The 22,171-nt window shown below is 72.2% G+C and carries 19 protein-coding genes; 11 read left to right on the forward strand and 8 right to left on the reverse strand.

The annotated features are described in order from the left end of the window. Window positions 1-17 precede the first annotated feature (17 nt). Entirely contained in the window at window positions 18-1,217 is a 1,200-nt protein-coding gene (locus ACWEQO_RS18210) for a MarP family serine protease (protein WP_361459625.1), read from the forward strand. Window positions 1,218-1,254: 37 nt separating this feature from the next. Here ACWEQO_RS18210 and ACWEQO_RS18215 read toward each other — a convergent pair whose 3' ends face one another. The 6 genes from ACWEQO_RS18215 to ACWEQO_RS18240 form a co-directional block, all read right to left on the reverse strand. Then, window positions 1,255-1,437: a hypothetical protein gene (locus tag ACWEQO_RS18215; RefSeq protein ID WP_279334693.1), complete on the reverse strand. Its 183-nt coding sequence runs from the start codon at window positions 1,435-1,437 to the stop codon at window positions 1,255-1,257. A gap of 151 nt (window positions 1,438-1,588) precedes the next feature. After that, window positions 1,589-2,551 carry an alpha/beta fold hydrolase gene (locus ACWEQO_RS18220; RefSeq protein ID WP_452984182.1) on the reverse strand — a complete coding sequence of 321 codons (963 nt, stop codon included), beginning with the start codon at window positions 2,549-2,551 and terminating at the stop codon, window positions 1,589-1,591. Beyond that, window positions 2,548-3,042 (reverse strand): phage holin family protein, encoded by a 495-nt coding sequence (locus tag ACWEQO_RS18225; protein ID WP_361459623.1) that lies wholly within the window; start codon window positions 3,040-3,042, stop codon window positions 2,548-2,550. The genes ACWEQO_RS18220 and ACWEQO_RS18225 overlap by 4 nt, the downstream gene beginning before the upstream one ends. A gap of 219 nt (window positions 3,043-3,261) precedes the next feature. Beyond that, window positions 3,262-4,698, reverse strand: coding sequence for a Na+/H+ antiporter NhaA (gene nhaA / locus ACWEQO_RS18230; protein WP_452984184.1), 1,437 nt, complete (start codon window positions 4,696-4,698; stop codon window positions 3,262-3,264). 228 nt (window positions 4,699-4,926) lie between these two features. Then, window positions 4,927-6,882: an acetate--CoA ligase gene (gene acs / locus ACWEQO_RS18235; RefSeq protein ID WP_452984186.1), complete on the reverse strand. Its 1,956-nt coding sequence runs from the start codon at window positions 6,880-6,882 to the stop codon at window positions 4,927-4,929. A gap of 220 nt (window positions 6,883-7,102) precedes the next feature. Next, window positions 7,103-9,655: a SulP family inorganic anion transporter gene (locus tag ACWEQO_RS18240; RefSeq protein WP_452984188.1), complete on the reverse strand. Its 2,553-nt coding sequence runs from the start codon at window positions 9,653-9,655 to the stop codon at window positions 7,103-7,105. A gap of 368 nt (window positions 9,656-10,023) precedes the next feature. Here ACWEQO_RS18240 and ACWEQO_RS18245 point away from each other — a divergent pair, with 368 nt between their 5' ends. Continuing rightward, on the forward strand, window positions 10,024-11,289 hold the full coding sequence (locus ACWEQO_RS18245; protein ID WP_452984190.1) for a polysaccharide deacetylase family protein: 1,266 nt from the start codon (window positions 10,024-10,026) through the stop codon (window positions 11,287-11,289). A gap of 94 nt (window positions 11,290-11,383) precedes the next feature. Next, window positions 11,384-12,247, forward strand: coding sequence for an oxidoreductase (locus ACWEQO_RS18250; protein WP_452984192.1), 864 nt, complete (start codon window positions 11,384-11,386; stop codon window positions 12,245-12,247). 377 nt (window positions 12,248-12,624) lie between these two features. Here ACWEQO_RS18250 and ACWEQO_RS18255 read toward each other — a convergent pair whose 3' ends face one another. Then, window positions 12,625-13,470, reverse strand: a complete 846-nt coding sequence (locus ACWEQO_RS18255; RefSeq protein WP_452984194.1) for an HAD family hydrolase — start codon at window positions 13,468-13,470, stop codon at window positions 12,625-12,627. Window positions 13,471-14,036: 566 nt separating this feature from the next. Between ACWEQO_RS18255 and ssd the strand changes: the two genes are divergently transcribed. From ssd to ACWEQO_RS18290, 7 genes are all read left to right on the forward strand, one after another. After that, a complete protein-coding gene (gene ssd, locus ACWEQO_RS18260; protein ID WP_361459616.1) occupies window positions 14,037-15,143 on the forward strand; it encodes a septum site-determining protein Ssd in 1,107 nt (368 codons plus the stop codon). Window positions 15,144-15,274: 131 nt separating this feature from the next. Next, entirely contained in the window at window positions 15,275-16,483 is a 1,209-nt protein-coding gene (locus tag ACWEQO_RS18265; RefSeq protein ID WP_361459639.1) for a TadA family conjugal transfer-associated ATPase, read from the forward strand. Between the two features lie 14 nt (window positions 16,484-16,497). Then, the gene (locus tag ACWEQO_RS18270) at window positions 16,498-17,355 is read left to right on the forward strand and encodes a type II secretion system F family protein (RefSeq protein WP_452984221.1); all 858 of its coding nucleotides are present in this window, start codon (window positions 16,498-16,500) and stop codon (window positions 17,353-17,355) included. Continuing rightward, entirely contained in the window at window positions 17,352-18,149 is a 798-nt protein-coding gene (locus ACWEQO_RS18275) for a type II secretion system F family protein (protein WP_452984196.1), read from the forward strand. The genes ACWEQO_RS18270 and ACWEQO_RS18275 overlap by 4 nt, the downstream gene beginning before the upstream one ends. 69 nt (window positions 18,150-18,218) lie before the next feature. Beyond that, window positions 18,219-18,428, forward strand: a complete 210-nt coding sequence (locus ACWEQO_RS18280; protein ID WP_361459614.1) for a DUF4244 domain-containing protein — start codon at window positions 18,219-18,221, stop codon at window positions 18,426-18,428. Beyond that, window positions 18,415-18,816, forward strand: coding sequence for a TadE family type IV pilus minor pilin (locus ACWEQO_RS18285; RefSeq protein ID WP_452984199.1), 402 nt, complete (start codon window positions 18,415-18,417; stop codon window positions 18,814-18,816). Before ACWEQO_RS18280 ends, ACWEQO_RS18285 begins: the two co-directional genes overlap by 14 nt. Before the next feature lie 95 nt (window positions 18,817-18,911). Next, on the forward strand, window positions 18,912-19,292 hold the full coding sequence (locus ACWEQO_RS18290; protein ID WP_452984201.1) for an Rv3654c family TadE-like protein: 381 nt from the start codon (window positions 18,912-18,914) through the stop codon (window positions 19,290-19,292). Here ACWEQO_RS18290 and ACWEQO_RS18295 read toward each other — a convergent pair. Next, window positions 19,177-21,735 carry a DEAD/DEAH box helicase gene (locus ACWEQO_RS18295; protein WP_452984203.1) on the reverse strand — a complete coding sequence of 853 codons (2,559 nt, stop codon included), beginning with the start codon at window positions 21,733-21,735 and terminating at the stop codon, window positions 19,177-19,179. The genes ACWEQO_RS18290 and ACWEQO_RS18295 overlap by 116 nt on opposite strands. A 79-nt stretch (window positions 21,736-21,814) precedes the next feature. Between ACWEQO_RS18295 and bldG the strand changes: the two genes are divergently transcribed. Next, the gene (gene bldG, locus ACWEQO_RS18300) at window positions 21,815-22,156 is read left to right on the forward strand and encodes an anti-sigma factor antagonist BldG (protein WP_452984205.1); all 342 of its coding nucleotides are present in this window, start codon (window positions 21,815-21,817) and stop codon (window positions 22,154-22,156) included. The last annotated feature ends 15 nt before the right edge of the window (window positions 22,157-22,171 follow it).

Genomic DNA, 22,171 nt, shown 5'->3' on the forward strand with positions numbered 1-22,171 from the left:
AGGCGAGGCTGGAAGCAGTGAACGTGCTGGACATCCTGTTGCTGGTCGCCGCCGTCTGGTTCGCGATCGTCGGCTACCGCCAGGGGTTCGTCGTCGGCATCCTGTCGGTGATCGGGTTCCTGGGCGGCGGTCTCGTCGCCGTCTACGTGCTCCCCGTCATCTGGGACCTCCTGACGGACAACGCCGAGGTCAGCGCGACCGCGGCCGTCGTCGCGGTCGTCGTCGTCATAGTCTGCGCCTCCGTCGGCCAGGCGCTGACCACCCACCTCGGCAACAAGCTGCGCCGCCACATCACCTGGTCCCCGGCCCGGGCGCTCGACGCGACCGGCGGTGTCCTGGTCAACGTCGTCGCCATGCTCCTGGTCGCCTGGCTGATCGGCTCCGCCCTCGCCGGCACGACGCTGCCGACGCTCGGCAAGGAGGTCCGCGGTTCCAAGGTCCTGCTCGGTGTCTCCCGCGCGCTGCCCGACCAGGCCGACACCTGGTTCGCCGACTTCTCCTCCGTCCTCGCGCAGAACGGCTTCCCGCAGGTCTTCAGCCCGTTCGCGAACGAGCCGATCACCGATGTCCAGCCCCCCGACCCCGCGCTGGTCGGCAGCCCCGTGGCCGCCCGGGCCCAGCGGTCCATCGTCAAGGTCATGGGCACCGCGCCGCAGTGCGGCAAGGTGCTGGAGGGCACCGGCTTCGTGTTCTCCGAACGCCGCGTCATGACCAACGCGCACGTGGTGGGCGGCGTCGACGAACCGACCGTGCAGATAGGCGGCGAGGGCAGGAAGTACGACGCGACGGTCGTCCTCTACGACTGGAAGCGCGACATCGCGGTCCTCGACGTCCCGGACCTGAAGGCACCGGCGCTGCGGTTCACGACCGAGGACGCGGGCAGCGGCGACAGCGCCATCGTCGCCGGCTTCCCGGAGAACGGCGCGTACGACGTCAGGTCCGCGCGGGTCCGCGGGCGGATCACGGCCAACGGCCCGGACATCTACCACCGGGGCACGGTCCGCCGGGACGTCTACTCCCTGTACGCGACGGTCCGTCAGGGCAACTCCGGCGGCCCGCTGCTCACACCCGAGGGCCGGGTCTACGGCGTGGTGTTCGCCAAGTCCCTCGACGACGCCGAGACGGGGTACGCGCTCACCGTCGACGAGATCAAGGACGACATCACCAAGGGCCTTGCCGCGAACCAGCAGGTGGACAGCGACAGCTGCGCGCTCTGAGCGGCGCGCGGGACAGGGCCCGCGCGCCGCTGTCGGTTCACCCGCGTGGGTGAAGCAGCCGTGCCGAGACCCAGCGGGCCCGGCGGCGGAGGATGTGCGGGATCCCCACCCTGAGGTCCGTGCCCGCCATGTGCGGTGCACCGCCTCGCTGGTGGGGTCCCCTGCCGCCCGCCGAGCTGCGGTCGCGGCCTGCGTCACTGTAGTCGTGCGTCCAGCCCATATCCCGACGGTGCCCCCGCCCCAAGGTCGATAATCGCCTCAGGCGCAGCCAATTGGCCTATGCGCGAGGCAAATGGCTTTCCGCAGGACAGGTGTTCACTTCCGCAGGTGTCCACTTCAGGGGTTCACTTCCGCCGCGAGGGCGTCCTCGCTCAGCGGTCGGGCTCCGGGTCCTTCAGCCAGTTGATCAGCTCGGTGGAGAAGGTGACCGGGTCCTCCTCGTGCGGGAAGTGCCCGAGCCCGTCGAAGAGCCGCCAGCGGTACGGCGCTTCGACGTACTGTCCGGATCCGGCGGCGCTCCGGGGGCGCACCACGGGGTCCAGCGAGCCGTGCAGATGCAGCGTCGGCACCCGCACCGGCCGCTTCATCCGGCGGTTGAACTGGATGCCGTCGGGCCGGGCCATGGAGCGCACCATCCAGCGGTACGGCTCGATCGAGCAATGTGCCGTGGACGGGATGCACATGGCGCGCCGGTAGTTCTCCAGCGCCTCCTCCTCGGGCGGGCGCGGCCCGGACCAGTCCTGGATGAGTCTGGCCACCAGCGCCCCGTCGTCGGCGGTGAGCTGCCGCTCCGGGACCCAGGGCCGCTGGAACCCCCAGATGTGGGACATCGCGGAGGACTGCCTGACGTCCGCGAGCATGGCCGAGCGCCAGCGCCGCGGATGCGGCATGGACACGACCGCGAGCCGCCGGACGAGCTTGGGGCGCATCGCCGCCGCCGTCCAGGCCAGGTAGCCGCCCAGGTCGTGCCCCACCAGCGCGGCGTCCGGCTCGCCGAGGGAACGGACCACTCCGGTGATGTCCAGCGCGAGGTTGGCCGGGTCGTAACCGCGCGGTGTGCGGTCGCTGCCCCCGACACCCCGCAGGTCCATGGCGACGGCGCGGAAACCGGCGTCGGCGAGTGCCGTCAGCTGGTGCCGCCAGGTCCACCAGAACTGCGGGAAGCCGTGCAGCAGCAGCACCAGCGGCCCGTCGCCGAGCTCCGCGATGTGGAAGCGCGCGCCGTTGGCGGCCACGTCCCGGTGGGTCACCTCGGCGCCCGGGACGTCGAGGCGTACGGCCGAGAGGGGGTTCGCCGAGGGAGGTTGCCCCGAGGGGAGGGAGGAGCCCGTCATGAGGACGAGCGTCCCACAGCTTCGATCGCCGCGGGGGCCCGGTTCTTGGACAGGTCGAGTTCGGGACGCGGGTGCGGCCTGGCCTTCTGCAGCACGCCCGCGGTCTCCTTCATGGAGGCGGCGACCTTCTGCGGGCCCCGGCTCTTCTTCGCCTTCTTCGCGAAGACGACACCGATCAGCAGGAGGACGAGGGCGATCAGCACGTTCGCCGCGAAGGACAACAGGAAGCAGAGGGCGAGGTTCCAGGCGCTCCAGGTGTGGATGCCGTAGGCCAGGGCGAAGTTCAGCATCGGCAGGGAGAACAGGAGCAGCACACCGGCCGCGCTGAACGCCCCGCCGCTCGTCGCGCCCCGCTTCACGTCCTGCTTGAGCTGCGCCTTCGCCAGCGCGATCTCGTCGTGCACCAGCGCCGACATGTTCTCCGTCGCCGAGGCGAACAGCTCGCCGATGCTGCGTTCGGCGCCGACCGGGCTGCCGTCGGGTGCGCTCATCGCGGTCTCCCTCTTCTGCGTACGTATCGCGTGCCACTGTGTGTCGCTGCGTACGGTTCAGTCTGCCGTCTGACGGTTTCTGTCCGGCAGGCCGCCACGTCCGACCGCGTGTGTCCGGCCCCTGTGGGCCGGACGTGACGCGGACGGTCGTGTGTGTCCGCGGGCGCCCGTGTGTCCGCGGGCGTCCGACTGTCCTGACTTTTGTACCGTCTCGTCAGATCATGCCGGACCGTCGTGGTCCTCGCCTGCCCCGCCCGGCACATCGGCAAGCCCGTGCCGCTGTTCGGCCTTCTCCCGGGCGAGCCGCCGGTGCTCGGCGGCCTTGCCGTCGTGGATCTCCGCCATCCGCAGGTGGTGGGCCGGGTCGTCCTCCTCGTACACGTCGGGGATGCCGCTGAGGTCGTCGTCGCGCTCCTCCTCCTGGGCCAGCCTGCGGTACTCGGCGTTCCGGATCTTCAGCAGCACGGTCGCGACGGCGGTCGCGATCAGCGAACCGGTCAGCACGGCGGCCTTGACACCGTCCGTCATCGCCGCGTCGCCCTCGAAGGCGAGTTCGCCGATGAGCAGGGAGACGGTGAACCCGATCCCGGCCAGCATCGCCACCGCGAACACGTCCGCCCAGGCGAGGTCCTCGCTGAGCGAGGCCCTGGTGAAACGTGTGGTCAGCCAGGTGCCGCCGAAGATGCCGACCGTCTTGCCGACGACGAGGCCGAGGACGACGCCGAGCGTCTCGGGCGTGGCGAACACCTCCGCGAGCGCGCCGCCGGAGATCGCCACACCCGCGCTGAACAGGGCGAACAGCGGGACGGCGAGACCCGAGGAGAGGGGCCGGACGAGATGCTCGACGCGCTCACCGGGGGACTGCTCCTCACCCTCGTGGCGGTGGCAGCGCAGCATCAGGCCCATGGCGACACCGGCGATGGTGGCGTGGATGCCGCTGTTGTACATCAGGCCCCAGACGACGAGGGCGAGCGGCACGTACACGTACCAGCCGCGCACGCCCTTGCGGAGCAGCAGCCAGAAGACGGCCAGGCCCGCCACGGCACCGCCGAGCGCTGCGAAGTTCAGGTCGGTGGTGAAGAAGACCGCGATGATCAGGATCGCGAAGAGGTCGTCGACGACGGCGAGGGTGAGCAGGAAGGCGCGCAGCGCGCTCGGCAGGGAGGTGCCGATGACGGCGAGCACGGCGAGCGCGAAGGCGATGTCGGTGGCGGTGGGCACGGCCCAGCCGGCCAGTGAGCCGCCGCCGAGGCCGCTGGTGAGCGTGTAGACGAGCGCCGGCACGGCCATGCCGCACAGGGCGGCGACGACGGGGAGCGCGGCGGCCCGGGGGTCGCGCAGATCACCGGCGACGAGTTCGCGCTTGAGTTCGGCTCCGGCGACGAAGAAGAAGACCGCGAGCAGTCCGTCGGCGGCCCAGTGCGCGACGGACAGGTTCAGGCCGAGCGACTCGGGGCCGAGGCGGAAGTGGCTGACGCTCTCGTAGCTGTCCCGCAGGGCAGGCACGTTCGCCCAGATCAGCGCGGTGATCGCGGCGACGAGCAGCAGCATGCCGCCGACGGTCTCGGTGCGCAGTGCGTCCGCGACGAAGTTCCGCTCGGGCAGGGAGAGGCGGCCGAGGGCCTTGCGGGGGGTGGGGGTGCGGGGCGCGGTCACGGGGTGGTCCTCTGGTCGTAGGGCAGCACGAATCGTGTGCCGACCAGACTTCCCGGCGCTCCATGAGACAACTTGTGTGCGGGTGGCCTGCTGCGACCACCTTCCTGGCCACTGTAACCAACGTGCTTCCGGACCGCACCGAGGGCTTTCGGTGACGGATGCCACGGGGCGCCCGGCGCATACGTCGCGCCGGGCGCCCCGTGCTCGGTCCTCCGCTCGGTCCTCCGCTCAGTCCTCGCCGGGCGACTTGGGCAGCTTCGCCTGGATCAGGTCCATCACGGTGGAGTCGGTCAGCGTGGTCACGTCACCGAGCTGGCGGTTCTCCGCGACGTCCCGCAGCAGCCGACGCATGATCTTGCCGGAGCGGGTCTTCGGCAGCTCGTTGACCGGCAGGATCCGCTTGGGCTTGGCGATCGGGCCGAGGGTGGCGCCCACGTGGTCGCGCAGCTCGGCGACCAGCTGCTCGGTCTCCGCCGCCGTGCCGCGCAGGATCACGAAGGCGACGATGGCCTGCCCGGTCGTCTCGTCCGCCGCGCCGACCACGGCCGCCTCGGCGACCGACGGGTGGGAGACGAGCGCCGACTCCACCTCGGTGGTGGAGATGTTGTGCCCGGAGACCAGCATCACGTCGTCGACCCGGCCGAGCAGCCAGATGTCGCCGTCGTCGTCCTTCTTGGCACCGTCGCCGGCGAAGTACTTGCCCTCGAACCTGGACCAGTAGGTGTCGATGTACCGCTGGTCGTCGCCCCAGACGGTGCGCAGCATCGAGGGCCACGGCTCGGTGAGGACCAGGTAGCCGCCACCGCCGTCGGGCACCTCGCGCGCCTCGTCGTCGACGACGGTCGCGGCGATGCCGGGCAGCGGGGTCTGGGCGGAGCCGGGCTTGGCGCCGGTCACGCCGGGCAGCGGCGAGACCATGATGCTTCCGGTCTCGGTCTGCCACCAGGTGTCCACCACGGGGGTGCGGTCCGCGCCGATGTTCTTGCGGTACCAGACCCACGCCTCGGGGTTGATCGGCTCACCGACGGAGCCGAGGATCCGCAGCGAGGACAGGTCGAACTTCGCGGGGATGTCGTCGCCCCACTTCATGAACGTCCGGATCGCGGTGGGCGCCGTGTAGAGGATCGTCACCCCGTACTTCTGCACGATCTCCCAGAAGCGGCCCTGGTGCGGGGTATCGGGCGTGCCCTCGTACATGACCTGGGTCGCGCCGTTGGCGAGCGGCCCGTAGACGATGTACGAGTGCCCGGTGACCCAGCCGACGTCGGCCGTGCACCAGAACACGTCCGTCTCCGGCTTGAGGTCGAAGACCGCCCAGTGCGTGTACGCCGTCTGCGTGAGGAAGCCGCCGGAGGTGTGCAGGATGCCCTTCGGCTTACCCGTGGTGCCGGAGGTGTAGAGGATGAACAGCGGCTGCTCGGCCTCGAACGCCTCCGGTGTGTGCTCGGTGCTCTGACCTCCCACCACCTCGTGCCACCACAGGTCGCGGCCCTCGGTCCAGGCGACGTCCTGGCCGGTGCGGCGGACGACGAGGACGTGCCGCACGGTGTCGACGCGGTCGGCCGCCTCGTCCACGGCGGGCTTGAGCGCGGACGGCTTGCCGCGCCGGTAGCCGCCGTCGGCGGTGATGACGACCTTGGCGTCGGCGTCCTGGATGCGGGTCGCGAGCGCGTCCGCCGAGAAGCCGCCGAAGACGACGGAGTGCGCGGCGCCGATACGGGCGCAGGCCAGCATGGCGATCGCCGTCTCGGGGATCATCGGCATGTAGACCGCCACCCGGTCGCCCTTCTGGACGCCCAGCTCCAGCAGGGCGTTGGCAGCCTGGGAGACCTCGTCCTTGAGCTGGGCGTAGGTGATCGTGCGGCTGTCGCCGGGCTCGCCCTCGAAGTGGATGGCGACCCGGTCGCCGTGCCCGGCCTCCACATGCCGGTCCACGCAGTTGTAGGCGACGTTGAGCTCGCCGTCCTGGAACCACTTGGCGAACGGCGGGTTCGACCAGTCGAGCGTTTCGGTGGGCTCCTTGGCCCAGGTCAGTCGGCGGGCCTGCTCGGCCCAGAAGCCGAGCCTGTCAGCCTTGGCCTGTTCGTACGCCTCCGCGGTGACGTTGGCGTTGGCGGCCAGGTCGGCGGGGGGTGCGAACCTGCGTTCTTCCTTGAGCAGGTTGGCCAGGCTTTCGTTGCTCACGGCATCTGCCTTTCCCGGAGTGTCCGTTGTGTCCCGGGTCACAGCTCATCAGACCCGGGGGTGGGCTGACAAGGGCTGATGGCAAAATGGTTTAGACCTTTCGAGATGAACTCTCTGAGGTCAACCGACTGCTTCCGTGGCCCGGGGGTCATCCGTACCCACGGACGCCGAGGGCACGCGGTTCAGCCTCTGTCACACCACTCATACCCGCGACGGTCCCTCACCGCGCCGGGTCCGCCGCCCTCACCCGGTCGAACCCGACCTCCCCCGCCGTCTCGGTGAGGAGATACGCCTGCGCCTCACCCACATGGAAGTACATGCCGTGGAGCGTCAGGTTCCCGTCCTGCAGGGCACGGGCCACCGACTCGTGGGCGCGCAGATGGTCGAGCTGCTGGACGACGTTGGCCAGGCAGAGCCGCTCGGCAGGGTCGGCCGACGCCCGTCCGCCGAGGCGCGCCCAGGGCCCGTGTCCGTCGCCGGCCCGTTCCAGGCTCGGCAGCCCGTGCCGCAGCCACCGTCTCAGCGGAGTGCGGACACCGTCCGGCTCCGGATCGAGCAGGGCCTGCACGGCGCCGCACCCCGAGTGCCCACAGACCGTGATGGACCGCACCGCGAGCACCTCCACGGCGTACTCGAGGGCGGCCGCCACCGAGTCGTCACCGCTCTCCTCACCGGGCGGCGGCACGAGGTTGCCGACATTGCGGACCACGAAGAGGTCTCCCGGACCGCTGGAGGTGATCATCGACGTGACCAGCCGTGAATCGGCACAGGTGAGGAACAGCTGGGTCGGCCGCTGCCCCTCGCGCGCCAGCCGCGCCAGCTCATCGCGCACCAGGGGAGCGGTGCTCCGCTGGAACGTGCTGAGGCCCCGCACCAGTTCCTGGCCGACCCCGCCCCGGGACGACTCCGGCCCGGCCGCGCCGGCCGCAGGGGACGCGTCGCCCTCGCCGTCCGAACCGCTGTGGACCCCCGGGCCGTCGGGGGCGCCGGGAGCCCCGGGGGCGTGGTGGACCTCGTGTGCCTCGTGAGCCTCGTGGATCTCTCGGCTGCTGAGGCCGCCGTTCGTCACGGAGCCGCCTGCGGGTACGGGTCGTGGGGGCCCGCACTGGTGGTTGCGCCAGGCGGTCCAGGGTCGGCAACGGCACCCGGCGCCGGTGGCCGGGTCCGCCGCGTCGGTGCCGTCCACAGCGGGCGCGGCAGCGAGGACCGCGGGCTCGGCGATCCGGACTCCGGCTCCGGGCCGGTGGCCGGTGATCTCGACCGTGCCGCCACGGGCGGTGTGCGTGTTCTGCCAGTCCTGCAAGGTCTCGTACGCCGCGTGGTCCATGAACGACCCGTCCAGCGCCACGACGGTGGTGGCTCCCGGGGGCACGAGATGCAGGCACCGGCTGAGCCGGGGCACGGCGAGGAACGTCAACTGCCCCCGGACGTGTACGTGATGGACCCCTTTCTTCTCCTCATGTGTGATCCGGGTGCGGGTGAGGCGGTGCAGGGCCACGCCGACGGCCGCGGCGATGCCGAGGGCGACGCCCTCCAGGACGCCCGCGGACACCACTCCGAGGGCGGTCACGGCGTAGACGAGGACTTCACGGTGCCGGGTCACCGTACGGATGTGGTGCAGGGACACCATCTGGATGCCGACGGCCATCACCAGGGCGGCGAGTGAGGCGAGCGGGATGAACTCCAGGATCGGGACCATCAACAACGCGGCGACCACTACGAGAACGCCGTGCAGCATCGTGGAGTTCCGGCTCACGGCGCCCGCGTTCACATTCGCGGAACTGCGCACCGCCACCCCGGCCACGGGCAGTCCGCCGAGGCAGCCGGAGGCGATGTTCGCGGTGCCCTGGCCGAGCAGTTCGCGGTCCAGGTCGGAGCGTGGGCCGTGGCCCGGGCCGGGGCGGCGGGAGACCAGTTTGTCCACGGCGACCGCGCCCAGCAGCGACTGCACGCTGCACACCAGTGTGGTGGTGAGCACGGCGGCGACGAGACCGAGCACGGGCCCCTCGGGCAGTCCGGCCAGCGCGTGGCTGCGCCAGGACGGCAGGTCGACCTCGGCCAGGACGAGACCGGTCGCGGCCGCGACCGCGGTGGCCCCGGTGACGGCGACGAGAGCGGCCGGGACCCTGCGCAGAAGGCACCCCGCTCTCCCGGGGATCCGGGGCCACAGCAGGAGCAGGGCCAGGGTGAGCACGCTCACCGCGACGGCGGCGGGGTCCAGGTTCGCCAACTGGGCCGGAAGCGCCCGGAGGTTGTCGGGCACGGAGCTCTGCGGGGTGCCGCCGAGGACGATGTGCACCTGGGCGACGGCGATGGTGACGCCGATACCGGCGAGCATCCCGTGCACGATGGCGGGGCTGACGGCGAGTGCGCCGCGCGCCACCCGCAGACAGCCCAGGCCGAGTTGGGAGAGCCCGGCGAGAACGGTGATGGCGCAGGTCGTCCGCCAGCCGTACTGCTGGATGATGTCGGCGGTGACGACGGTGAGACCGGCCGCCGGACCGCTGACCTGGAGCGGGGAGCCGCCGAGCCGTCCGGCGACGAGGCCGCCCACGGCGGCGGCGACCAGGCCGGCCTGGAGCGGCGCTCCGGTGGCGAGAGCGATGCCGAGGGACAGCGGCAGAGCGATCAGGAAGACCGCGACGGCGGCCGACAGGTCGGCGCCCGCGATGCGGAACCGGCGGGGCCCGGTCGGCGGCGGACTGTGGGGTGGGTGGGCACGCTCGGTCCGGTTGGGGTCGCCGGCGTGGGTGGTGGGAACACAGGTTGGCATGCTTCCCGTCTCCTCCGGGGCTGCGCGGTCGCGGAAATGGGGGTGACTCGCTCGGCGGCGGGGCGGTGGCGGCCTGGGGCCACGGCGTCAGAACGGCGGGATCGGTCAACGGCGGCGAAGAGCTCCGGCGGCAAGAACCCCAACCATCAGTAAACGAATCGTAATTCAGAGTAAAGGGCGAGTCTTCGCTTTTCGAGCAAACGGTCTAATGGATACTTCTCACGGGTGAAATAGGCGGTTCATCGGCTTGTCGTATTAATTCCTTCTCAGTCCCATGCGACTTTGGCGGCGCTGTCGGCGCGGACCGGCGGGCACCCGACGTCGCCGCCCACAGGGACGGCCCGAGAGAAGGAAGAAGGTGGGCGGGCATGGCCGCCACCCGAAGGATCGCCGTGGGCATCGTGATCGCCGCGGTCTGTGTCGTCCCGCTCGCCGGCTGCGGGGCCGGTGCCGACGGTTCCGGCAGGGAAACCCAGGATCCGAAGAAGGCGGCAACGGCGCCGAAGAGCGTGGTCCGGCTGATCGGCGACGGCTCCACCGCGTACACCGGGGTCCAGCCGAACCTGCCCGAGCCCGAGCGGCTGAAGCCGGGCGAGAAGCCCCCGCAGTTCGTCGTCTTCTCGTGGGACGGCGCGGGTGAGGACAGCCAGAAGCTCTTCTCCCACTTCCGCAAGGTCGCCAGGGAGAACGACGCGACCATGACGTACTTCCTGAGCGGCGTGTACATGCTCCCGGAGGAGAAGCGTGACCTGTACCGTCCGCCGCAGCACTCACCGGGCCGGTCCGACATCGGCTTCAACGACTCCGAGGGCATTGCCGCCACCGTGGAGCAACTTCGCCTGGCGTGGCTCGAGGGCAACGAGATCGGCACCCACTTCAACGGTCACTTCTGCGGCCCCGACGGAGGGGTCGGCGAGTGGTCGGTGGCGGAGTGGAAGGACGAGATCGCCCAGGCCAAATCGTTCGTGAAGGAATGGAAGACCCACACCGGCATGAAGAACAAGGCCCCTCTCCCCTTCGACTACGACAAGGAGCTCATCGGCGCCCGCACCCCCTGTCTGGAGGGTCAGGAGAACTTCACGGAGGCGGCGAGAGAACTGGGCTTCCGCTACGACACCAGCGGTGTCAACAACCAGGTGTGGCCGGAGAGGAGGCAGGGGCTGTGGGATCTGTCGTTGCAGCTCGTCCCGTTCCCCGGGCACTCCTTCGAGCAGCTCGCCATGGACTACAACTTCATGGTCAACCAGTCCGGCACCGAGACCCAGGGCGACCCCGCCAAGCACGGGCAGTGGGGCGACGAGATGCGGGACGGCCTGCTCGCGGGTTTCCGGCGGGCCTACGACGGCAACCGGGCGCCGCTGATCATCGGCAACCACTTCGAGTCCTGGAACGGAGGCACCTACATGCGGGCCGTCGAGGAGGTCGTCGAGGCAGTGTGCACCAAGCCCGACGTGCGCTGTGTCTCCTTCCGGCAGCTCGTGGACTGGCTGGACGTCCAGGACCCGAAGGCCCTGGAGAAACTGCGCACCCTGACCGTGGGCGAGGCCCCGCAGCAGGGCTGGAAGTCCTTCCTGTCCGGCGCCCCCGCCCCTGCTCCCAGAGGTGCGCCCGGGGTGCCCGCGGCGAAGGGGTGAGCGGCGGCCCGCGCCGCGGCCCAGGCGGGCGGCTCGGCGTGAGGAAGGCCACTCCCGCACAGGAAGGGAGCCCCGGGTGCGTAGTGTCGTACTCATGAGTACGACAGGCGCGACCGCCGATCCTCCCCCGGGCTCCCGGAAGAGTTCGAACAGTGGGGACCCCCTCGCGGCCCTGGGCTCGCTGCCCGGTGTGTCCGACTCCGTGGAATCCGTCCGCAAGGCCGTGGACCGGGTCTACAAGCACCGGGTCATGCGGCGGCGCAGCAACGAGATCACCTCCGAGGCGGCCCTGCGCGGCGCCCGCGGCTCGGCGGCGCTGTCCGGGGCGGACTGGGCCCTGGAGGAGGTGCGCCGGCGCAGTGACTTCGGCAGCGGCGACGAGGCACGCACGATGGGCGCGGCTCTGCGGCTCTCCGCCGAGGCGGGGCAACTGCTGTCCGTCTGGCGCCAGTCGCCGCTGAGGGTGCTCGCCCGGCTGCATCTGGTCGCGGCGGCCGACCAGGCCGACCAGGTCGGGCGGCCGCGGAAGGAGGGCGAGCCGGTCGACGAGCCCTCGATCGGGCTTCCGCTGCCCGACGCGGCGGAGGCGCACGGCCGGCTGGAGGGCCTGGCGGACCTGGTCATCGCGGGCAGTTCCGCCCCGGCGCTGGTGACGGCCGCCGTCGTCCACGGCGAACTGCTCGCACTGCGCCCCTTCACCTCCCACAACGGTCTTCTCGCGCGTACGGCCGAACGGATCGTGCTGGTCGGCAGCGGGCTGGACCCGAAGTCGGTCTGTCCGGCCGAGGTCGGCCATGCCGAACTGGGGCAGGAGGCCTATCTGGCCGCTCTGGAGGGTTATGTCTCGGGCACCCCCGAGGGCGTGGCCTCCTGGATCGTCCACTGCGGACGCGCGGTCGAACTGGGGGCGCGTGAGTCCACGGCGGTGTGCGAGGCGCTGCAGCGCGGGGCGGCGTAGCCGCGGTCGCGCAGGAATGCGGCGGTACGAGTTCTCGTACCGCCGCTGGCATGTCCACCTGGTTACCAAGCGTCCTCGATATATGCCCATCAGGTCGGGAACTTTGCCCGTTCCTGGTGCGGCTGGCCCGTAATCGACGGGTCGACGTCGCGTGGGTGCCCTGTGGCCATGCTCGGTCCGTGGGGCCAAATGCGTTCTGAAGGGGATCCTCTCGGATGTCCTTGGTCTCGCGGGCCGTTGAGTCCTTTGTACTCCAGGTTCGAAGCAAGCGGAAGTGCTGGGCCCGCTTCTTTACTTTTAGGTTCAAACACGTGTCAATCGGACGCCCGTCCGGCGAAGGGGAACCGGCCCGTCGGCGCGTCGTGCGGGGTGGCCGGTCAGGCCACCGTCGTCCGGCGCCGGCTCGCGTACCAGACCAGACCCGCGGTGGCCACGGCGGCGCCTATGGCGGCGGCCGCCACCAGGGCCGGGCGGGAGGGCGCGGAGAGTGCGGGCAGGCGCTGCTTGAGCCGGACGGGCCGGTGGAAGTCCAGGACCGGCCACTCGCGCGCGACCGCCTCCCGGCGCAGTGCCCGGTCCGGGTTCACGGCGTGCGGACGGCCCACGGACTCCAGCATCGGCAGATCGGTCGCCGAGTCGCTGTAGGCGTAGCAGCGGGCGAGGTCGTAGCCCTCGGACTCGGCCAGTTCCCTGATCGCCTCGGCCTTGGTCGGGCCGTACGCGTAGTACTCCACCTCCCCGGTGAAGCATCCGTCGTCGCCCACGACCATGCGGGTGGCCACGACCCGGTCCGCGCCGAGCAGCTCGCCGATCGGCTCGACCACCTCGGCGCCCGAGGTGGACACGATCACCACGTCGCGCCCGGCGGTGTGGTGCTGCTCGATGAGGGTGGCGGCCTCGTCGTAGATGATCGGGTCGATCAGGTCGTGCAGGGTCTCTGCGACGATCTCCTTGACCTGTTGGACGTTCCAGCCGCGGCACAGCGCGGACAGGTACTTGCGCATCCGTTCCATCTGGTCGTGGTCCGCGCCGCCGGCCAGGAAGACGAACTGGGCGTATGCGGTGCGCAAGGCTGCCCTGCGGTTGATCAGGCCGCCTTGGTAGAACGACTTGCTGAACGTGAGCGTGCTCGACTTCGCGATGACCGTCTTGTCCAGATCGAAGAAGGCCGCTGTGCGGGGCAGTGAGTGGTTTTCCACGCCTTGAGCATAGGCGCAGCCCATTCGGCGTAAGGTGTGGCGCGTGGGTTTGCCTGAGAGGCCTCTCGGGTACACCATGGAAGTCACGGATCGTTCGCGACCGTGCTAACCCGGTCCGGCTCCTCCCCCCCCCGAGTCGGCCGTGGGGACGACCCCCGCTCTCCCCCCCGGCGGGGGTCGTCGCATGTCCGGGTGGGTTTTCTCCTTCTCTCCATGGTCGAGGCGTGAGCGGCCGCCCCGGAGCGGCCAGGTTTTGGCATGGGCATGACTTTCAACTCTGTGTAGTCGTCGGATTGCTCTGCGGAGGTCGCGCGGGTATGCGCCGGGCTCACCGGTACGGGTGACGGCGATATTCACAACCGGGGATCCGTCCACAGTTTTCGACCAAGATCCACACGATTTCCCGGATCGCTGCACCGTGATTCCAGCGCGGCCCGCTCGCGGCGAGTTCACCGCCGGTTCTGTTTTGTCGAGTCGCGTACGGCCGGTTTCCGGCGGCCGTTCATATGGAGACCGCTTGCCGGTTCTTCACACGTTCGGGAATCGCGGGGCCGCAGGGGCGCCGTGAGATACAGCGAAGGGGGACGAAAATGGCAGGAACCGTCACACACGATCCGCCACCCGCCGCCGGAGGAGGCAGGCAGGGTGGGCCCCTGATCGTCACCGAAGACCCCGGACTCCTCGACGACCTGCTGCGTCTGTGCGCCGCGGCCGGCGCCACCCCGGAGGTCCACCACGGAGTTCCGGAGCCGAGAGGCAGCTGGGAGGCCGCACCGCTCGTCCTCGTCGGCGACGACGCGGCTCGGCGCGTACGCGGTGCCGCGCGTCGGCGAGGAGTGGTGCTGGTCGGCCGCGACCAGGACGACTCCGGGGTCTGGCGCAGGGCCGTGGAGATCGGCGCCGACCATGTGCTGATGCTGCCCGACGGCGAGCAGTGGCTGGTCGACCGTATCGCCGACGTGGCCGAGGGCGTCGGCCGGCCGGCCCTGACCGTCGGCGTCCTCGGCGGCCGGGGCGGGGCCGGAGCCTCCACCCTGGCGTGCGCGCTCGCCGTCACCTCGGCGCGGGAGGGGTTGCGCACCCTCCTGGTGGACGCGGATCCGCTGGGCGGCGGACTCGACGTGGTCCTCGGAGGCGAAACGGCGGAAGGACTGCGCTGGCCCGCGTTCGCCGCCTCACGGGGGCGGGTCGGCGGTGGAGCACTGGAGGAGTCGCTGCCCGAACTGCACTCGCTGCGGGTGCTCAGCTGGGACCGTGGCGACTGCGTCGCCGTACCGCCCCAGGCCGTACGGGCGGTGCTCGCCGCGGCCCGGCGCGGGGGCGGCACGGTCGTCGTCGACCTGCCCCGCCGCGTCGACAGCGGAGTGGCCGAGGCCCTCGCACAACTCGACCTCGGGCTCCTGGTCGTCCCCGCCGAGCTGCGCGCCGTCGCGGCGGCCGGACGGGTCGCGTCCGCCGTCGGCATGGTCCTGCGCGACCTGCGAGTGGCGGTGCGAGGCCCGTACATGCCCGGCCTCGACGACCGGGAGGTCGCCCGCCTGCTCGGACTGCCGCTCGCCGGCGACGTACCCGTCGAGCCCGCCCTGCAGCGGCCCTCCGGGTCGGGACAGCCGCCCGCGGCATCCGGCCGGGGCCCGCTGGCCCGCTTCTGCAAGGAGTTCTGGGAGCGGGCGCTGGTGGAGGCGAGGGCGGCATGAGCGTCAGGAGCGTCAGAACGACGGAGAGGCCGCGCCACGCGCCCGTGGGCGGCCCGGGGAGCACGGCGCCCGGCGGGACGCACGGTGTGCTGCCGACGGGCCTGCGGGGTGCGGCCGAGGTCGGGGCGCCGATGAGGGGCGGGACCCCCGGCACGCCGGCGGGCGGGCCGAAGGCGCCTTTGGGCATGCTCGACGGGGTACGGCGGTGGCTCGCGGAGAGCGGGTCCGAGCCGACGCCCGCGCGGGTGGCGCAGGCGCTGCGGGAGCAGGGGCGGGTCCTCGGCGACGCCGAAGTGCTGAGGGCCGCCGAACACCTGCGGTCCGAGCTGATCGGCAGCGGCCCGCTGGATCCGCTCCTCGCCGACCGGTCGGTGACCGATGTGCTGGTGTCGGCACCGGACCGGGTCTGGGTGGACCGCGGCGGCGGACTGGAACTCACCCGCGTCTCCTTCCCGGACGCGGCCGCCGTACGGCGGCTCGCCCAGCGGCTCGCCGCCGTGGCCGGCCGACGCCTGGACGACGCCCGGCCGTGGGTGGACGCGCGGCTGCCCGACGGGACACGGCTCCACGCGGTGCTCCCCCCGGTGGCCGTCGGCTGCACCTGCCTGTCACTGCGGGTCGTACGGCCCCGTGCCTTCACCCTGGACGAACTCACGGCGGCGGGAACGGTGCCACCGGGCGGCGACCGGATCCTGCGCGCACTGCTCGACGCGCGACTGTCCTTCCTGGTCAGCGGCGGTACCGGGACCGGGAAGACGACCCTGCTCAGTGCTCTGCTGGGGCTGGCCGGGCCGGACGAGCGGATCGTCCTCGCCGAGGACTCGGCCGAACTGCGGCCCGACCACCCCCACGTCGTACGCCTGGAGAGCAGGCCCGCGAACCAGGAGGGCGCCGGACTCGTCACGCTCGAGGACCTGGTGCGCCAGGCACTGCGGATGCGGCCGGACCGGCTGGTCGTGGGGGAGGTGCGCGGCCCTGAGGTGGTCCACCTCCTGGCCGCCCTCAACACGGGACACGAAGGCTCGGGGACCGTCCACGCCAACGCCGCCGCGGACGTTCCCGCCCGGCTGGAGGCACTCGGCACGGCGGCCGGACTCGACCGGCTCGCGCTGCACAGCCAGCTGGCGGCCGCCCTGTCCGTGGTGATCCACCTCGTACGCGACCGGGGCGGCCGGCGGCGGATCGCGGAGGTGCACGTGCTGGAGCGGGACCCGTCGGGGCTGGTGCGGACGGTGCCCGCGCTGCGGTGGGGCCCGGACGCCTTCGTCCACGAGCCGGGGTGGCAACGGCTGCGGGAGCTGCTCCGGAACGGGGGCGGGAGCGGGGGTGGCGGACGGTGAGCGGGACTGCCGGAATGTCGATCGGGGCGGCCACGGTGTGCCTCGGGGGCGCTACGTGGCTGCTGGGCGGTGGTCGGGCCGGAGTCAGGCGGGCGCGACTGCTGCTGGCCGGCGGGGAAGCCGCCGGCAACGGGCCGCCGGGGTGGCCCCGAGCGGTCCGCGAGTGGGGGCGGATCCGTGGACGGCTGCGCGCCGAATGGTGGGCGCCGGCCGCCGGAGCAGTGCTGGCGCTGCTGGGTTCCTCGGTGGTGCCGGTCGTCGTGGGGGTGGCCGGGGTGCCGTTGCTGCGGCGGGTAAGGCTGGCCGCTCGGGAGCGCCGGGTCCGTGAGAACCGGGCCGACGCGGTGATCGCGCTGTGCGGGGCGCTCGCCGGTGAGGTGCGTGCCGGACGGCAGCCGGGCGAGGCGTTGTCGCCGGCCGCGCGTGATTCCGGCGGGCTCGGCGAAGCACAGGCGACGGTGCTGGCGGCGGCGCGGTTCGGCGGGGACGTTCCGGACGGGCTCGCGACGGCGGCACGGCAGCCGGGCGCCGAGGGGCTTCGAGGGCTCGCCGCGTGCTGGCGGGTCGCCGTCGACCAGGGGGCGGGGCTCGCGGCCGGACTCGACCGGCTGGAAGCGGCGCTGCGTGCCGAACGGGACCAGCGCGGTGATCTGCGCGCCCAGCTGGCCGGTGCGCGAGCCACCGCGGTGGTGCTCGCCGGACTCCCGGCTCTGGGGCTCGGACTCGGCGCGGCCCTCGGAGCCGACCCGCTGCACATCCTGCTGCACACCGCGTCGGGGCTCGGCTGCCTCGTGGCCGGCGGGGGCCTGGAGGGCCTGGGGCTGTGGTGGGTGCTGCGGATCATGCGGGGAGCAGAGGAGGCAGCGCGATGAGCGACGAGGTCGTCCACAGGCTGGGGGTGTTGGTGGGGACGGCGCTGGTGATCGGCTGGCCGGTCTGGTGGCTGTGCCGGGCACGGTGCGAGCGTCGGGTGCGACGACGGCTGGCCGGAATGTCCGCCGTGACGCAGCAAACATCCCGGCCGCGCCTCGCGGTGCCGGGAACCGCGCGGCGTTGGCTGCCCCCGGCGGGCGTGGCGTGCGCGGGATGGGCGCTGGTGGGCGGCCTCGCCGGTGTGCTGGTGGGGCTGGCCTGCGCCGTCGGACTGTGGCGGTGGCGACTGCGGCGGACGGCCGCCGAAGCGCGGGTGCGGGAACGCGAGGCGACCGGTGCGGCACGGCAACTGCCCCTCGCCGCCGATCTGCTGGCCGCCTGCATCGCGGCGGGCGCCGGCCCGGTACCGGCCGCGCAGGCTGTCGGTGAGGCCCTGGGCGGGCCGGTCGGGGACGCGCTGGCACAGGGTGCGGCAGAGGTACGGCTCGGCGGTGAACCGGGTGCGGCCTGGCGGCGGCTGGCCTCCGTGCCGGGAGCCGCCGCCCTGGCCCGGCTGCTGGAACGGGCCGACGTGTCCGGGCTCCCCATGGCCGCGCCCGTCGCGCGGCTCGCCGCGGAGTCCCGTGCGCAGTGGGCACGGGAGGCGACGGCGCGGGCGAGGCGGGCGGCCGTCATGGTCACCGCACCCGTGGGGCTGTGCTTTCTGCCCGCCTTCATCGCGGTCGGCGTGCTGCCCGTGGTGATCGGGCTCGCCGGCGGGGTGCTGGGAGGGGGTGGGTCGCCGGGACGGTGAGCGGGACGAACCGTCGAGTGGTTTCGACAGAACTGTTCTCTGAGGGATCTGCATCTGTGGGGAGTTGAGATGTATCAGCTGGTACGGGCACGGTTGCGTGCCCTGGTGTGCAGGATGCGCGCGACGCGGAGGGACGCCGGAATGGTCACCTCCGAGTACGCGATGGGCATCGTGGCGGCGGTGGCGTTCGCCGTGGTGCTCTACAAGGTGGTGACGAGCGGCCCGGTCGACGCGGCGCTGACGAGGATCGTGGAGCAGGCCCTCGATGGCGGGATGTGAGCGCCGGACGGGCCAGGCGCCCCGCGCGCGGTGTGCACACCGCGCGGACCGTGGGTTCGTGACGGCGGAGGCGGCGATGGTGCTGCCTGTGCTGGTGCTGTTCGCGATGGCGCTGGTGTGGGGGCTGCTGGTGGTGGCGGCGCAGATCCGGTGCGTGGACGCGGCCCGTACGGGTGCCCGCGCGGCGGCCCGGCAGGATCCGCCCGGCGCGGTCGTCGAGGTGACCCGCCGGGCGGCGCCGTCCGGGGCGGAGGTCACCGTGAGCCGGGAGGCGGAACGGGTCCGTGTGGTCGTCGTGGCCAGGCCTCCGCTGCTGCGCGGGCTGCCCTTCGACGTACGGGAGGAGGCGGTGGCCGCCGTGGAGGAGACGGTGGGGGCGGGCCCGTGAGGAGCGGAGGGTTCCGTCACCGGCGCCGGTGGCCGGACGGCCGGCTCCCCGGTGGGGGGCACGGGTGTGACCGTGGGTCCGCGACCGTCTGGAGCGTGGGGGTGATCGCCGTGCTGTGTGTCGTCTTCGGCGTCGTCCTCGCCCTCGGCCAGGCCGCCGTGGTCCGGCATCGGGCGGCCGGGGGCGCGGACCTCGCCGCGCTGGCGGCGGCGGACCGGTGGATGGACGGCGAGGCGGCTGCCTGCGCACGGGCCGACCGGGTGGCGCGGGCGCAGAACACCCGTCTCGTGCGGTGCGCGGTGCACGGCGAGGTCTCGGACGTGTCGGTGGCCTCGGGACGGGAACCGTTCGCGGCGGAGGTCAGGGCGCGGGCGGGGCCTGCCGGCCCGCCTCCTTTACCGGTGATGCCTCCGCCGGTGATGCCTCGGACGGTGATTCCTCCGCCGGCGCCGGGGCCCCCTCCAGCAGCACCGTGAGCAGCCGTACCGCGCCCCGCTTGTGCAGAGGATCGTTGCCGTTGCCGCACTTGGGGGACTGGATGCAGGAGGGGCATCCGGCCTCGCACTCGCAGGAGGCGATGGCCTGCCGGGTGGCGGTGAGCCAGTCGCCGGCGGTGCGGAAGGCGCGTTCCGCGAAACCCGCCCCGCCCGGGTGCCCGTCGTAGACGAAGACGGTGGGCAGCAGGGTGTCGGGGTGCAGGGGGACGGAGACGCCGCCGATGTCCCAGCGGTCGCAGGTCGCGAAGAGGGGCAGCATGCCGATCGACGCGTGCTCGGCGGCGTGCAGGGCGCCGCCGAGGATCTCCGGGTTGATCCTGGCCTGGTCCAGCTGGTCCTCGGTGACCGTCCACCACACCGCGCGGGTGCGCAGCGTACGGGGAGGCAGGTCGAGTTTCGTCTCGCCCAGCACCTCGCCGGTGACGACCCGTCGACGCAGGAAGGAGACCACTTGGTTGGTGACCTCGACGGAGCCGAAGCAGAGGCGGCCGTCGCCCCACGGGACCTCGGTGTCCGTCTCCAGCACGGAGATGGACGTGGTGTCGCGGGCGACCGTCGTGTAGGACGGGGACGCCTGCTCGACCAGGGCGACGGAATCCTCCAGGTCGAGGGAGCGCACGAGATAGGTGCGGCCCTGGTGGAGGTGGACCGCGCCCTCGTGGACGGCCGTGTGCGCGGCGCCCGCGTCCACCGTGCCGAGCAGCCGTCCGGTGCCGGACTCGACGACCTGGACCGGTCGGCCGCCCTCCCCGCGGATGTCGGTCAGGTCGGCGGCCCGCTCCCGGCGGGTCCAGTGCCAGGCCCTCGTCCGGCGGCGGAGCAGCTTCGCGGCTTCCAGCTGCGGCAGGAGCTCCCCGGCGGCCGGTCCGAAGAGTTCCAGGTCCTCGTCCGTCAGGGGCAGCTCCTCGGCCGCCGCGCACAGGTGCGGGGCGAGCACGTAGGGGTTGTCGGGGTCGAGGACGGTGGATTCCACGGGCCGGTCGAACAGGGCTTCGGGGTGGTGGACGAGGAAGGTGTCCAGGGGGTCGTCGCGGGCGACCAGGACGGCGAGGGCGCCCTGCCCGGCGCGTCCCGCGCGGCCGGCCTGCTGCCACAGGGACGCCCGGGTGCCCGGGTAGCCGGCGATCACCACGGCGTCCAGGCCGGAGATGTCCACGCCGAGCTCCAGGGCGTTCGTCGCGGCGAGCCCGAGGAGTTCGCCGGAGTGCAGGGCGCGCTCGAGGGCACGGCGCTCCTCGGGGAGGTAGCCGCCCCGGTAGGCCGCCACGCGCCGGGCCAGTGAGCGGTCGCCCGCGGTGCCGGTCGCTGATGCCGCTTCGGTGAGGCGTTCCTGGGCGATCACCGAGATGAGCTCGGCACCGCGCCGGGAGCGTACGAAGGCGACCGAACCGACGCCCTGCAGGGTGAGGTCGGTCAGCAGGTCGGCGGCCTCGGCGGTGGCCGTACGGCGGACGGGGGCGCCCTTCTCGCCGTGCAGCTCGGTCAGCGGGGGCTCCCAGAGGGCGAACACCAGTTCACCGCGTGGTGAGGCGTCGTCGGCGACCTCGACCACCGGCAGCCCGGTGAGCCGCCGGGCGGCGACCGCGGGCTCGGCGGCGGTCGCGGAGGCCAGCAGGAAGACGGGCGAGGAGCCGTAGCGCGCGCAGAGGCGGCGCAGCCGGCGCAGCACCTGGGCGACGTGCGAACCGAAGACGCCCCGGTAGGTGTGGCACTCGTCGACGACGACGTACTTCAGCGACTTCAGGAAGGAGGACCAGCGGGGGTGGGACGGGAGCACGGCCCGGTGCAGCATGTCCGGGTTGGTCAGCACGTAGTTGGCGTACTGGCGGATCCACTCGCGTTCCTCGAACGGCGTGTCGCCGTCGTGGACCGCCGCGCGCACCGAATGGCCCAGAGGTTGTGAAAGTTCCTTCACGGCTCTGCACTGGTCGGCCGCGAGGGCCTTGGTGGGGGCGAGGTAGAGGGCGGTCGCGCCCCGGCCGTTCGGGGCCTCGGAGCCGTCCAGGAGTGCCGACAGGACGGGCACGAGGTACGCCAGGGACTTGCCGGAGGCGGTGCCGGTGGCGACCACGACCGACTCGCCGTCCAGGGCGTGCTCGGCGGCCCGTGCCTGGTGGGCCCAGGGGTGGTCGATGCCCGCCACCCGTACGGCGGCGAGCACCTCCGGGCGAATCCGGTCCGGCCAGAGGGCATGGCGACCCGCTCGCGGGGGCAAGTGCTCCGTATGTGTGATGCGCGAAGCCCGGCTCGGCCCGGCGGCGAGCCGGGACAGGAGCGCCCCCGGCGCGGGCCGGGAGGCGCTGTCCGTCAGGGGCGGATCGGGTCGGAGATTCTTGGCCATCGGCACCGAGTGTGTCACCGGCATGACGGACAATGGGACCAAGGCGTCGTGCACGCCTGCCGGTAAGTGATTGAATGCCATCGCGGCTGGCGAACCGTCCCGGGGGCTGAGCCGAGATGCCCCAAGGGCGACCGCTCGATAGCTAGGTGCTGGAGGATCCGTGGACCTGTCCCTGTCGACCGAGACCATGGGCGATCGCACGATCGTCAGGGTCGGTGGCGAAATCGACGTATATACCGCGCCCAAGCTGCGCGAGCAGCTGGTCGAGCTGGTGAATGACGGCAGTTTCCACCTTGTCGTCGACATGGAGGGTGTGGACTTCCTCGATTCAACCGGACTCGGCGTGCTGGTCGGCGGACTGAAGCGGGTGCGTGCCCATGAGGGCTCGCTGCGCCTGGTCTGCAACCAGGAGCGCATTCTCGAGATCTTCCGTATCACCGGCCTCACCAAGGTGTTCCCGATCCACACCTCGGTCGAGGAAGCGGTGGCGGCCACCGACTGATCATCTGGCCCGGGC

The organism is Streptomyces sp. NPDC004051 (assembly GCF_053604275.1).